The sequence below is a fragment of the Microbispora bryophytorum genome (genome assembly GCF_006874465.1).
GTDB lineage: Bacteria > Actinomycetota > Actinomycetes > Streptosporangiales > Streptosporangiaceae > Microbispora > Microbispora bryophytorum.
This window is the reverse complement of sequence record NZ_VIRL01000018.1, coordinates 99608-113281: the sequence shown is the minus strand read 5'-3', so window position 1 is coordinate 113281 and position 13674 is coordinate 99608. Positions and strand designations below refer to the sequence as shown.

Below are 13674 nucleotides of genomic sequence, written 5' to 3'. Positions count from 1 at the left end.
CCGGAACGCCGAACCGCCCCGGAGCGGACGGGCTCCGGGGCGGTGCAGCGCTCGGATCAGGCGGTCTCCCTGACATACCGCGCATAGGCGGCGGCCAGACGCCCCCCGACCTCCGCCGTGCTGACGAGCACGGACATGTTCGCCCTGGACGAGCGGCCCTCGGTGGCCGCGTCCACGGCGCGCATCAGATACTTGGTGATCGCGTTGCCGCGAACGCCGTCCCGCTCGGCGGCGGCCATCGCGCCGGTGATGGCCGCGTCCACCTCGGACGCGTCGATCGCGTCCTCCTCCCGCACCGGCGTGGTGATCAGGAACGAGCTGTTGTTGCCGAGCGCCCAGTGGTTGTCCACCGCCCGCGCGATCACCTGCTCGTCGTCCAGCCGCTGCGGGCTGCGGATGCCGCTGGAGACGCAGTAGAACGCGGGGAAGTCGTCCGACCGGTACGACACCACCGGCACGCAGTGGGTCTCCAGGTACTCCATCGTCAGGTTCAGGTCGAGGATGCTCTTGGCCCCGGCGCAGACGACGGCCACCTTCGACCGGGTGAACTGGATCAGGTCGGAGGAGACGTCCATCGTCTTCTCCGCGCCCCGGTGGACGCCGCCGATGCCGGCCGACGAGAAGAACGGGATGCCGGCCAGCTCGGCCGCCACCACCGAGCTGGCCACCGTCAGCGCGCCGAGCCCGCCCTGGGCCAGGACCACCGGCAGGTCCCGGCTGCTCACCTTGGGGATGCCGGACGTCGAGGCGAACCGCTCGACGTCCTCGTCCGTCATCCCGACCTTGATCTGACCGCCCTCGACGCAGATCGTGGCCGGGATCGCGCCGCCCGCCCGGACCGCGTCCTCGACCTTCCGCGCGGTCGCGGCGTTGTCCGGATAGGGCAGGCCGTGGGTGATGACGTTCGACTCCAGCGCCACCACCGGCCGCCCCTCGGCGAGTGCGTCCGCGACCTCCTCGCTGTAAACCAGCGGGACGCGCCCATGCTCCCGGGTCATCGTCGCCCCTCAGTTCGCAGCCGGGCCGTAGTTCGGCAGCTTGTTCAGCTTGTGCTTCTGGTTGAGGATCTCCGGGATGTAGACCTTCTCGTCCCACTGCTCCTTCGCGACCGGCTCCAGGATGATCGACACCGAGCCCTCCTCGCAGCCGAAGGCGCTCGTCATCGCCTTGGTCACCGCGGCGACCAGGTCGGAGTGCTGCTGCTCGGTGAGGGGGACCGGGAAGTGCTTGATGCTGACGTGCGGCATGATGATCTCCTTACTGTGCGTCCCGAGACGATCCCTGATGGCTGCGACCAGCTCGTCGATCTCCGGTTCCCTGAGCAGGCCGTAGTGATCGGCTTCCAGGTCGGCGACGACGGGGGCCGTCGCCGAGTAGCCGCCGCTGTTCTCCAGGAACGAGTAGTCGTCGCCCCTGGCCTTGAAGATGGTGATCGGCGCCTGGATCCGCCGCCGGGCCAGCTCGCGGAAGGTGTAGCTGAACTCGAAGGTCTCCCCCACCACCCGCATGATCCGGCGTACGAGGTCGATGTCCAGGTCGGGGAAGTTGCGGTGGATGAAGGCGGCGAAGCTCTCCTCGTCCACGGCCTCGGCCAGGCACCGTTCGAGCAGCGGCCCGGTGATCGTGCCGGCGAAGACCGAGAAGAGGATCGTCACGTACGCCCTGTTGCCGAAACCGGCCTCGCGCTCGTGCTCGGACGTGCCCTCCTGATGGACCTTCGGCGAGCCCGGTGCGATCAGGAAGAGGTGCTCCACCCGCTCACCGGCCCGCTCCAGCTGGTAGGCGGCTTCGAACGCGACGCGCGCGCCGAACGAGTATCCCCACAGCGTGTAGGGGCCGGACGGCTGCAGCCGCCGGATCGCCTTCACGTCCTCGGCCGCCATCTCGCCGATGGTCGCGTACGGCACCTCCTCGGGGTTGATCCCGTACGCCTGGACCCCGTAGAAGGGCTGGGTGGTGCCCATCCTGGCGGCCAGCGTGCGCAGGTTCATCGTGTAGCCGCCGAGGCCGGGCCAGCAGTAGACGGGCCGGCCCGCGCCCTCCCGCTGCAGCGGCACGAGCCGGGAGCACGCCTCGGACTCGGTTCCGTCGACCCGCCGGGCGAGCTTGTCGATCGTGGGGCATTCGAACAGCACCTGGAGGGGCAGCGAGGCGCAGAACTCCCGGTTGATCTTGTTGATCAGCCCGACGGCGATGAGCGAGTTGCCGCCGGAGGCGAAGAAGTCGTCCTCCACCGAGACGGTCTCCCGCTTCATCGCCTTCTTCCACAGCTCGGCGATCCGGCGCTCGGTCGTCGTCCGCGGCGCGATGTACGGCCGGTCGGCGTTGTCCACGTTCGTCGCGTCGGACTCGGCCAGCCCTCTGACGTCGATCTTCCCGTTCGCCGTGAACGGGAGCCGGTCCAGCACGACGACCTTGTTCGGGATCATGTAGTCCGGCAGGAAGTTGATCAGGTCGTCCCTGATCATCTCCGCCGGTCCCTTCATGTGGACCGAGTCCTCCTTCATCCCCTCGCTCAGCCGCTGCTCGTCGCTCACGCGGCCGCCGATGAAGAAGTAGGACGGGCCGGTGGGCCGGCCGTTGGAGCGGAGGATGCCGTCGATCCGGCGGGCCGAGGGCAGGTCGTCGCCGGACTTGGAGCTGTATCCGGACGACATGAACCCGATGTTGACGTCGTTCATCGACAGGTGCTGCAGCGTGCGGCCCAGGTCGATGTAGTGCAGCCAGTCCTCGGTGTTCCTGCTGACCACCGAGATCCCGAGGCTTGACCGGTCGTAGACCTGCTGGTTGATCGCGATGACATGTTTCTTGAGGATGAGCTCGTCGGAGATCAGCCGCAGGCGCCCGTTCTCGTAGGCGTACTGGCCGGCCCGCAGGTCGGCGATCTTTCCGGGATGCGACTGGACGTAGAGGTCGACCTCGTCCTGGCGCGGCCCCGCGTACGGGATCAGCTCGAAGGTGCCGAGGTAGTAGTCCTCGGCGGCGCAGTCCAGGTGGTCCTTCGTGGCCGGCGCGTACTCCACCGGCCTGATGTCCAGGCCGTAGTCGGGCAGCACCTCCTCGAACAGGCCGACCATGTGACCGGTCTCGATTTCCAGGACCTCGCGGATGTTGTTCTTGTAGACCGGTTCGATCGCCCGCTTCTTGCCGACGAAGTGCAGCCTCACCCGAGGCTCCGCTCCCCCGGCGGCCGGCCCGACCAGCACGAGCCGGTGATGCACGGGGTGGTGGTAGTAGAAACCCGGCCGGAGGTCGCCGATCCCGTCGATCTCCAGGTAGAGCTGCGTCGCGTACAGCGCCCCCGGCGAGGCGTAGGCGTACTTCGGCAGCAGGCGTTCCTCGCTGAGGTGCGGACCGAGGTAGCGCAGGATCTCGCCGAGATCCTCCAGGCCGACGGCGTCGAGACCGCGGGAGTGCGCGCCCTCGGCCTTCCTGGCCAGCAGCTTCAGGATGTCGCCCCGGCCGACCTCCCCGCCCTCGTAGAACCGGTAGGTCTTGCGGGCGAACGCCAGCCCGCGCTGCCGCGCGGTCGCCTGCGTGCCGGGCAGGTCGATCACCGGCCTGCCGTCGAGCTCCGCGGCGTCGCGGACCCCGGCGTTGGACAGCTGCGCCCTGACCTGGAGCCGGCTCGTCTTGGACTGGTGGTGGGCGCCGTGGTTGCCCTGGTCCATCAGCGCCGCTTCCTTGGGATTCAGCTCCACGCAGGCGATCAGGTTCTGGAACCCTGTGCGCGGGTCGTCCTTGACGATGACCGCCGCGTGCTTGACCCACTCGTGGGTCTCGATGGCCAGCTTGATCTCGTCCAGCTCGACCCGGAACCCCCGCAGCTTGACCTGGTTGTCCGCGCGGCCCACGAACTGGACGGTGCCGTCGGCGTTCCAGTACGCGAGGTCGCCGGTCTTGAACAGCCTGCCCTCGCCGAGCGGACTGCCGACGAACCGCTCGGCGGTCAGCTCGGGCCTGTGCAGGTAGCCGCGGGCGACCTGGACGCCTCCGATGAACAGCTCGCCGATCTCGCCGACGGCAACCGGCGTCCCGGCCAGGTCGAGGATGTGGTAGTCGGTGTGGTCGACCGGCGCCCCGATCGAGATCGCGTTCGGGCCCTCGTCGACGGTCGCCGGGTCCACGGTGTACGCCGACGAGTTGATCGTGCACTCGGTGGGGCCGTACAGGTTGATCAGCGCGCACCCGGGCATGCTGTCGAAGAAGCTCGTCGCCAGCACCTTGGACAGGACCTCGCCGCCGGTGAAGACCTGCGTGAGCGAGGCGCAGCTCTGCAGTTCCTCGGTGTCCAGCAGCGCCGTCAGCAGCGTCGGAACGCACTGCAGCGTGGTGACCCCGTGGGTCCTGATGACGTCGATCAGCCGCTCGGCGTCCCGGTAGACCCCGGGCGGGCCCACGACGACCACGGAGCCGCAGACCGGCGCGAGGATCTCCCACTGCGCCGCGTCGAAGCTCATCGGCGTCTTCTGCACGATGACCTTGTCCTGGTCGATCCCGTAGCCGGCGTGCAGCCACCGCATCTGGCTGACGATGCTGCGGTGCTCGATCATCACTCCCTTCGGCTTGCCGGTGCTGCCGGAGGTGTAGATGACGTACGCGAGGTTGCCGGGGCGCAGGCCCGGGTGGCGATCGGAGTGGCGGTCGCCTCCGGGTGACCCCGCGAACCCTTCCGCGTCCTTCAGGGTGACGATCCGCGTCCCGGCGGGCGCCAGCCCGGTCAGCCTGTCCACGAGCTCGTCCTGGGTGACGACGACGCGCACGCCGGCGTCCTCGATCATGTAGCGGAGGCGCTCTTCCGGGTATTCGGGGGACAGCGGCAGGTAGGCGCCGCCGGCCCGCAGGATTCCCCACACGCCGACCATGAGGTCGATCGACGGCTCCACGAAGAGCCCCACACATTCGTCGAGGTCCACGCCGAGCTCCCGCAGGTGCCCGCCGAGGGCCGCGCCGCCCTCCGCGAGCTCGCGGAAGGTCAGCCGCCGCTCTCCGCAGACGACCGCCGTGTCGTCGGGGCGCGACCGGGCCTGTGCGTCGAGCAGATCGGGAAGACAGGTGTCCTCGGGTGATTCCCGCCTCGCTTCAGCGACTGGAGTGGTGATCATTTCCTCCCCCTGCGATGGACGGACAAGGGTTACTGGGAAGCCACGGCTCTCGGACGCCGTCATCCGTTTCCCGCGCTCACCCGCGGGGTGACCGGCCTGGGCTGAGCCGCAGGCCGGTCGGGCCCGCCGGGCCGACGGGACGTGAAGCCTGTCGTCCCGGGGCTGTCGCCGGTGGAACAGGAAAGAGAGATCTGGCCGGCGACGGTTGGAGTCCCCTCCCCGCAGGGAGGGGAGGCGTCAACGCGGGACGTCCGTGCCGAAGTAGCGGTCGCCGAAGTCGCCGATTCCGGGGATCATGTAGGCGTTCTCGTTCAGCCGTTCCTCGATTGCCGAGGTCACGATCCGCAGGTTCGGGTGACGCGCGTGGACCGCGTCGATGCCCTCCGGCGCCGACAGCAGGGTGACGAAGACGATGTCGTCCTCCGCGACCCCGTGGGCGAGCAGCACCTCGATGGCGGCCAGCGCGGTCCCGCCGGTGGCCAGCATCGGGTCCAGCAGCAGCACGCTGTGCCGGTCGATGTCCGCGGGCAGCGCGGAGTAGTACAGCCGCGGCAGTTTCGTGACCTTGTCCCGCTGGATGAGGATCTTGCCGATCCGCACTCCCGGCGACATCGCCCGCAGCTCGTGCTCCATGCTCTCTCCGGCGCGCACGACGGGCACCCCGCAGATCGGCTTGGCCGGCCGCAGGCCGTGGTAGGTCTGCCCCACCGGGGTCTGCACGCCGGACGGCTCGAAGGGCAGGAGGTCCAGGGCCGTTTCGACGAGCTGGCGGATGATCCGGCCCGACGTGGTGACGAAGCGCTCCAGGTCGCAGTTCCGATCGCGGATGATCGTGTGCAGCGCCCGCAGCTGCCGGGTCTGCGGCAGCAGATGCACGGTGTCGTTCCTGGTGTCGTTCCTGGTGTCGTTCGTGATGCCGGCTGCCTCCGTCGCCATGATGGTCATGCCTTCGCACCCCGCTCCAGCTCGGCGAAGGCCCTTCGGGCCTCCTGGACGAACTTGCGCACCTTCGTCCGGTCCTTGCGGCGGGTGACGGGGTCCTCAAGGCCGGTGTGCGCGTCGACCGCGGCCGGACGGACCTCGGTGATGGCGGCGGCGACGTTGTCCGGGTTCAGCCCGCCGGCGAGCATCAGCGGCTTGGGCGAGATCCGGACCAGCTCCGCGCTGATCGACCAGTCGTGCAGCAGTCCGGTGGCGCCCTTGGCACCGGTGGCCGGGTTGAAGGTGTCGGTGATGAACATGTCGACCCACTCGGCCGCCTCGTCCACGATCGTGGTCAGCTCGTCGAGGTTGTCCTGCTTGACCACGAGGCTCTTGAGCACGTACAGGTCGGGGGCGATCCGCCGCAGCTTCCGCAGCTCCTCGCCCGTCACGTCGCCGTGCAGCTGGATCGCGGTGACGCCCAGCTCCTCGCAGAAGGTCTTGATCTCCTCGGCGTCGGTCAGGTAGGTGATCACGACGCCCCTGTGCTCCGGCTGGATCTCCTTGACGATCGCCGCGGCGTCCGCCTCGGACAGGTCCTCGTTCTTCGCCGGCAACCGCAGGGCGAAGCCCAGCCAGTCAGCGCCCTCCTCGCGGATCAGATCCGCCTCGGCCTGGTCGATGACCCCTGCCACCTGAATCAGTCCCTGCATGTTGACCCGCCTTTCGAACCGGCCTGAGCGGCCTCGGTCGGAAACGAATTGCAATCGGCCACGAACATGGCATTGAGCAGCCTGCGACAGTGCGGCCTTTAGAGATGGAATTCGCAACGGCGCGAATACTTCGGCCTGCGCGGCTCATTCAGAATTCGCGGCGGCGGGCTTCTCCCACAACCCCTAGCGGCCCCACAGCATGTCGGGACGATCCGTGACACCTTTGGACTTTTCGGGTGGCCCTGGGCGGGACGCGGAAGAGACGGCCGGCAACCCCTTACGACCCCTATCGAGAAACGGCCCGTCCCGAGTAGCGTCCGGTTCTCGTTGACCCGGCGGGAAACGCGGAACTAGCCTCCGTTTCGGAGTGCCCCGACGAGCATGCGCGAGAAACGGCGGTGGTGAGAATGCACCACAGGCAAGCGCTTTCCCCGGATCATTCGCCGGCGCGGCTCCCGGGCACCGGGCGCCGCCATCGGCCCGCGCACCTCGAACCCGGACGGCCACCCGTCTGGCCAATCTCTTAGCACTAAGGTAATGTCTCTTAGTGCTAAGCGAACTCGCCTGCCGCTGATCCACGGCCGCCGGGGCCGATCGGCACGACAGCTCGACCCAACCGACGCACGACGCTCGATCTCGCCTGCCCGGACCGGGCCCACGCGCACAGGAGGAACCAGATGACAGTCATCGAGTCCGTCTCCGCCGGAACCGACAGGCCAGATCGCGTCCCCCTGAAGAACTGGATCGCGGTGATCGCCGTCGCGCTGGGGACCTTCCTGGTGGTGACCGTCGAGAACCTGCCCATGGGCCTGCTCACGGCCATCGGCGACGGCCTGCACGTCTCCGACGGCGAGGTCGGCCTGATGGTGACCGTGTCCGGCCTGGTCGCCGCCGTCACCGCGCCGCTGCTCCCCGTGGCGATCCGCGGGCTGGACCGGCGGGTGGTCCTGCTCGGCCTGATCCTGCTGGCCCTGGTGGCCAACGTCGTGTCCGCGCTGACCCCCACGTACGCCGTGCTGATGGTGGCCCGGCTGTTCGTGGGCGTCAGCATCGGCGGGTTTTGGTCGCTCGCCGCGGGTCTCGGCGTCCGGCTGGTCCCCGAGACGCACGTCGCCAGGGCCACCTCGTTGATCTTCTTCGGCGCCATGGCCGCCAACGTCCTCGGCGTCCCCGCCGGCACGCTCGTCGGCGAGCTCACCGGCTGGCGCATCGCGTTCGGCGCCGTCGCCGCGGTCGCGCTCCTGCTGGTGATCGCGCTGTCCGTACTGCTGCCGAAGATGCCGGCGACCGAACCCGTCCGGCTGCGCACACTGGGCGAGCAGCTGCGCACGCCCGCCGTCCGGGTCGGTGTCGTCGCCACCTTCCTGCTGGTGTCCGGGCACTACGGCGCCTTCACCTTCGTCAGCCCGATCCTGCAGGACGTCTCCGGGATCGGCGCGGCCTTCATCGGCCCGCTGCTGCTGGCGTACGGCGTGGCGGGGATGGCCGGCAACCTCATCGCCGGCTCGTGGGCGGGCCGCAACGTCCGCGGCACGATCGTCGTGGTGAGCGTCGCGCTCGCGATCATCCTTGCGGCGTTCCCGTTCCTCGGCGGCAACGCGGTCACCGGGTCGATCCTGTTGATCGCGTGGGGTTTCGCGTTCGGCGGCCTGCCGGTGAGCGTGCAGACCTGGATCATCAAGGCGGCGCCGCAGGGCATCGAGGCCGCCACCGGGCTCAACACCTGCATGTTCAACCTGGCGATCGCGCTGGGAGCGCTGTTCGCCAGCCTCATCGTCGGGGCGGTCGCGGTGACCGGTGTGCTGTGGGTCGCGGCGGGGCTCGTGGTCCTGACGTCGCTGGTGGTGTCGGGCGTCAAGCGGGTCTAGGGTCCGGCTAGTCGTCCAGCGACATCAGCAGTTGCCTGAGGGTCTCGGCCAGGATCTCCCGCTGGTCGGGGGTGAGCCCGGCGAGCAGGCGCCGTTCGGTGTCCACGTGGTCAGGCAGCGCCCGGTCGATGAGCTCGCGACCGGCGCCGGTCAGATCGACGTGGACACCACGGCCGTCGATGTCGCTGGGCGTCCGCGTCACCAGGCCCCGCGCCTCCAGCCGGTCGAGGCGCTGGGTGACCGCCCCCGAGGTGATCATCGCGGAGCGCATCAGCTCGGCCGGGGCCTGCCGGCCGCCGCGGCGGAGGGTGGCCAGGACGTCGAACGACGAGGGGTCCAGGTCGTGTTCGGCGAACGTGCGGCGCAGCTCGTTGTTGACGAGCTGCGTCAGCCTCGACAGCCGGCCGAAGACCGCCATCGGAGTCACGTCCAGGTCAGGGCGGGCGTCGGCCCACTGCTGCAGGACACGGTCCACATGATCCGGCACACGGCAAGGGTACCGCCCGCGGCACCCCCCAAATCGAGAGGAAGTAGCAGCATGCGCATCGCAGTGTTCGGGGCGACCGGGAACGTGGGCAGACGCGTCGTCGCCGAGGCCGTGTCCCGCGGACACGAGGTGACCGGCGTGGCCCGCAATCCGGTGCGGCTCGCCGGACTGCCCGGCGAAGCACGTGCCCGGGTCGGCGACGCGACCGACGTGAACGACGTCATCGCGCTGTCCGCCGGACAGGACTTGGTGATCACCGCGACCTGCCCGGCGCCCGGCGACGAGAGCCAGCTGGTCACGGTCGCCACCACACTGCTCGCCGCGTGCGCCAAGACCGGCACACGTCTGCTGCTCGTCGGCGGCGCGGGCAGCCTGACCGTCGAGGACGGCGGCCGCCTGATGGACCGGGCGGGCTACCCGTCCTTCCTGCAGCCGATCGCGACGGCGTGCGTCGAGCAGCTGGCGGCCTGCCGGGCCAACACCATCGTGGACTGGGCCTACCTGAGCCCGGCCGACCTGCTCGTCCCCGGCGAGCGGACCGGCCGCTACCGGGTGGGCGGTGACGAGCTGGTGGTAGACGCCGAGGGCGAGTCCCGGATCTCGATGGAGGACCTCGCGGTGGCGTTGCTGGACGAGGCCGAACGGCCGCGCCACCACCGGACCCGTTTCACCGTCGCCTACTGACCTCTCCGGAGTCTGGCACCGGGCGACCATGGCCCCGGAGCCTCGTCACGTGACACCATGTGCGGAGTCTTCCGTTCCGAAGGGGCGTTCGATGCGGGCTATCACGAATGCCGACGTACGCCGGGTTTTCGACCGGCTGGCGGACCGGTACGACAGCCAGATGCTGGCCTGGGAGCGCCGCCTGTTCCCCGGCAGCCGGGAGTGGGCCGTCGAGCAGGCGCGCGGCCACGTGGTGGAGCTGGCGGTCGGCACGGGGCTCAACCTCCCGCTGTACGACGCCGGCACCACGGTCGTCGGGATCGAGCTGTCCGAGCCCATGCTGGAACTGGCGCGGCGGCGGGTGGCGCAGGCCGGCCTCGGCGAGCGGGTCGACTTGCGGCAGGGCGACGTGCAGCGCCTGGACGTTCCCGACGGCGTCGCCGACACGGTGCTGTCCACGTTCACGATGTGCACCATCCCGGATCCGCTGGCCGCGGCACGCGAGGCCTACCGCGTGCTCAAGCCGGGCGGGCGGTTCGTGCTGGCCGAGCACGGGCCGTCGAGCAACCCGGTCATCCGGGCCGGAATGCGGCTGCTCGAACCGCTGTCGGTGCGGTTCGAAGCCGACTACCTCACCCGCGATCCCCGGCCCTACCTGGAGCAGGCCGGTTTCGCGATCGAGTCGGTGACGCGGACGACCCGCGGGATCAGCTTCCGGGTGCTGGCCGTCCGGCCCTGACCCAACCGGCCCACGAAACCGCCGTGGCCGTCACCGCCGTGGCCGTCGTCAGTCCGCGCCCGGATCCTGCCGCTGTGGGGGGCCTTGCTCTGCCTGGTGCCGCGTCCGCCGAGATTTGCCCGGACGGGTCGGCTGGTAGGTGAAGGTCCAGCGGTCGGTGCCGGTCTTGTGGCGGGTGTAGCGGTCGGGGTGCTGGTAGCGGTCGCGGTTGTGGAACTGGCAGGCCGGGCCGAGGAGTTTCAGGTTGGTCAGGCCGCCGGTGCTCCAGTTGTCGGCGTGGTCGATCTGGCACATGGTGGCGGGCAGCGGACAGCCGTCGATCCAGCAGGTGGCGTAGCGGGCGTAGACGGCTCGTCGCTGGGCGGGGGTGGCCAGGCGGACCTTGCGGCCCATGTCCAGCACCTGCCCTTCGGCGTCCATCACCAACCGCACCAGCGCGCTTGTGCGGGCCAGGCGATGCACACTGGAAACCGGCAGCATCTGCCCGGTCGCCAGCAACAACCCCGGCGCGGTTCCCAGCAAAGCTCCCGGCACCGCTCCCGGCACCGCCGGCAGCCCCGGCTCGCCTGACGCTGTTCCCGATGGCCTCCCCGCTGGCCTCCCCGGCGCTGCTCCCAGTGGCTTGCCCGGCGGAGTTCTCGGCCCCGGCTCGCTCGACGGTGTCCCAGGCTCTGGCTCCGATGGCCTCCCCAACCCCGGTCTCGGCGCTCCCGGTGCCGCGCCTCGCGCCGTCCCTGCTCCCGACTGCTCATGATGCACGTCGCCGTGGCCTTCGGGCGCGCCCTGCGCATGCCGGCAGTCCCCCGCAGGCTGATGCCCGGCGTGAGTGTGATCCGCAACGGCGTCCTCAGGAGGAGGATCCGGCCATTGCGCCGCGCAGGAATGCGCTCCGCTGGGAGGCACCACGTGTGGAGGCGCACTACCGCCATAGGCAGGCCATGCTGGTGCACACTCGGGGTCTGTTTCAGCTTGGGCCGCGGCATGGTCGCGGTCTGCGCCCCTGGGCGGTGCGGTGTCATCGCCCTCGGCAGACGCAAGGTCAAGGTTGGTGCTCCCGGCGGCGGCGTCCGCGGCTGCCCCGGCATCGGCATCGGCTGCCGGACCGGCTGCCGCCTCGGCATCGGCTGCCGGAGCGGCTGCCGCCTCGGCTTCGGCGGTGCCCGGGTCATCTGGCCGGTGGGGGCCCTCACCCTGAGCAGGTGCGGCAGCGTCGGTTATGCCCACGTCGCCGGGGTCCGCGTCGCCGAGGCTGTCGGCCTCATCGTCGCCGAGGTTGCCGGGGGCCTCGTCGGTGGGGATGGCGTCTTCGACGTCACCGTCGTCTTCCACAGGGCAAGGCCCGTCAGCGCTTCTGGTGCCGCCGAACGCGCCGGTGTCCTCACTGTCGCCATCCTCGGCACTGTCCGCACCCTCGGCATCCTGAGCGTCCTGGCCGTCGCCGGCACCCTCGCCACCCTGCGCGCCCTCGATGCCCTCACCGTTCTCGGCGTTCTCGCCGTCCTGGCCGTCCGCGCCCTGGGCGTTCCGGCCGTCCTCGGTGTCCTCGGCACCCTGCTGGTCCTCAGCGTCCCCGGCGTCCCCGGCGTCCTCGGCGCTCTGGGCGTCCTGGGCGTCTTCGGGGTGGTCGGGGCCGGGGGCGGGGTCTTCGGGGTGGTCGGGTTCGGGGTCGGTGGGGAGGGATTCGGCGTTGACCAGTACCAGAAGCTCAGCGACGATCTTCTGCTCCATCAACGCGATGAACGCATCCGCCTGGCGGACCCGCAGCGGCCGATCATCGCCCTCCGCACGCGGCTTGGCATAAGCATCCAACAGCGCCCGCAACCGCGCCGCCGCCTCACGCGGCAGATAGAACTCCCCCTCCAAGCCCCCACCCGCAGTGGGGCGGACCCGCAAAAACCGCCGCCCGTAATCGGCCCGCTCGTCCCGCTCCTCACCATCAGGGTCCAACACCGCCCGCAGATACCGCCCGGCCTTGGCCACCTCCGCCGGCCCCGCCTTACCCGCCAACTCCAGCAGGATCGGCTCGGCCAGCCCCGCGTGCTCATCACTCAACCGCGCGGTGGCCGTGCAGATCGCCTCCACCACCCCCGCCGACAACACCCCGGCGGCGAACTTCTCCCGCACCCTCGGCAGACGCGCCAACTCCACCGCCAAGGTCAGCAGACGGCCCGCCCCGGCCACGCTCATTCCCGCGGCGGTGCGCAACCAACTGCGGGTGGAGGCATGCCCATGCTGCTTGGCCTGCCCCGCCCCATGCACCCGCCCCACCCGATCCGCCAACGCGCACGTGATCCGATCCCGCGCGAACAGCAAATCCTCAGCCTCAGCCACACAGATGCCCGCATCGCCCGGCAACGCCGCCAACGCCAACGCCTGCGCCGACTCACGCAACGAACCCACGAGCACCCACGACGACCGGCCCTTGCCCTGACCGGGACCGGCCTGACCACCACCGGCGCTCCCGGCATCGGCACCGGCACCACCAGCACTCCCGCCACCGCCCGCACCACGGGCGCTCCCGGCACCGGCACGGGCACCACCAGCGCTGTCGGCGCTGTCGCCGCTCGCGGCACTGGTCGCGGCACCGGGCGCGTCGTCGCCGGCGTGCTCACCGTCGGTGAGCCCGCTGCCGGTGCTGCTGCCGGTGCTGCTGTCAGCCTTGGTGTGGCTCGCGTGCCGCGCCGACTGGGGGTCGGCGATCGGAAAGTGCTCACGAGCGAGCGAACCTTCCGACGACCACAGAGGGGAATCGGCGGTCAGCCGATCCCACCAGTCCCTGTCGGCATCGTTCGAACGACGATGACGGCCGGAATCCAGATCTAACAGATCCACTGCACCCTCCTCGCTCGATTCGAACTCTTGTGTGAATTCTTTCATCTGCTCGTCACTCTGAGCAACCGACAGAAGCGAATAGTTGGAGCATCAGGTTGAGTCGCCGGTTGTTCTCGTGTGCTTGAGGCCCGGAAGGGGTCGGCTGTCCGGGGTGCTCCTCTCGCAGCCGCGTTCAACGGTCTCCGGGTTACGGGCGCAGATACCGAGCTGGACGGGCGAGCTCGCAGGAAAGGAGCGGAGGCGAGGGCGAGGGTGAGGTAAGGACCAAGGTCCTGGCGGCTACGGCGAAGACATCCGGGTCGCTCGCCACGGGAAGGACACAGACCAGCTGACCGCCGGGCACACA

At 70.0% G+C, this 13674-nt stretch carries 9 protein-coding genes and 1 pseudogene; 3 read left to right on the top strand and 7 right to left on the bottom strand.

Features of this window, described 5'->3' with window-relative positions; translation table 11 throughout:
- Positions 1-56: 56 nt before the first annotated feature.
- The 5 genes and pseudogenes from FLX07_RS27575 to FLX07_RS27560 form a co-directional block, all read right to left on the bottom strand.
- Positions 57-998, bottom strand: coding sequence for a pseudouridine-5'-phosphate glycosidase (locus tag FLX07_RS27575; RefSeq protein ID WP_142574588.1), 942 nt, complete (start codon positions 996-998; stop codon positions 57-59).
- A 9-nt stretch (positions 999-1007) separates the two neighbouring features.
- Positions 1008-2429 (bottom strand): thioesterase domain-containing protein, encoded by a 1422-nt coding sequence (locus tag FLX07_RS38995; protein WP_482808820.1) that lies wholly within the window; start codon positions 2427-2429, stop codon positions 1008-1010.
- 1380 nt (positions 2430-3809) lie between these two features.
- Positions 3810-5105 (bottom strand): annotated as a pseudogene (locus tag FLX07_RS38990) (non-ribosomal peptide synthetase); the annotation flags it as partial.
- A 237-nt stretch (positions 5106-5342) separates the two neighbouring features.
- Complete coding sequence (upp, locus tag FLX07_RS27565; protein ID WP_208762419.1) at positions 5343-6050, bottom strand: uracil phosphoribosyltransferase; 708 nt, start codon at positions 6048-6050, stop codon at positions 5343-5345.
- Positions 6047-6739 (bottom strand): phosphoribosylanthranilate isomerase, encoded by a 693-nt coding sequence (locus FLX07_RS27560; RefSeq protein ID WP_142574586.1) that lies wholly within the window; start codon positions 6737-6739, stop codon positions 6047-6049. Before FLX07_RS27560 ends, upp begins: the two co-directional genes overlap by 4 nt.
- Positions 6740-7416: 677 nt before the next feature.
- Between FLX07_RS27560 and FLX07_RS27555 the strand changes: the two genes are divergently transcribed.
- Positions 7417-8607 (top strand): MFS transporter, encoded by a 1191-nt coding sequence (locus FLX07_RS27555; RefSeq protein WP_142574585.1) that lies wholly within the window; start codon positions 7417-7419, stop codon positions 8605-8607.
- A 7-nt stretch (positions 8608-8614) separates the two neighbouring features.
- On the opposite strand, the gene FLX07_RS27550 is transcribed toward FLX07_RS27555, so the two are convergent.
- Complete coding sequence (locus FLX07_RS27550) at positions 8615-9094, bottom strand: MarR family winged helix-turn-helix transcriptional regulator (protein ID WP_142574584.1); 480 nt, start codon at positions 9092-9094, stop codon at positions 8615-8617.
- Between the two features lie 51 nt (positions 9095-9145).
- On the opposite strand from FLX07_RS27550, the gene FLX07_RS27545 reads away from it, so the two are divergent.
- The gene (locus FLX07_RS27545; RefSeq protein ID WP_142574583.1) at positions 9146-9778 is read left to right on the top strand and encodes an NAD(P)-dependent oxidoreductase; all 633 of its coding nucleotides are present in this window, start codon (positions 9146-9148) and stop codon (positions 9776-9778) included.
- Between the two features lie 91 nt (positions 9779-9869).
- Positions 9870-10496 carry a class I SAM-dependent methyltransferase gene (locus tag FLX07_RS27540; protein WP_142574582.1) on the top strand — a complete coding sequence of 209 codons (627 nt, stop codon included), beginning with the start codon at positions 9870-9872 and terminating at the stop codon, positions 10494-10496.
- 48 nt (positions 10497-10544) lie between these two features.
- On the opposite strand, the gene FLX07_RS38575 is transcribed toward FLX07_RS27540, so the two are convergent.
- Positions 10545-13373 carry an HNH endonuclease signature motif containing protein gene (locus FLX07_RS38575; RefSeq protein ID WP_142574581.1) on the bottom strand — a complete coding sequence of 943 codons (2829 nt, stop codon included), beginning with the start codon at positions 13371-13373 and terminating at the stop codon, positions 10545-10547.
- Positions 13374-13674: the final 301 nt, after the last annotated feature.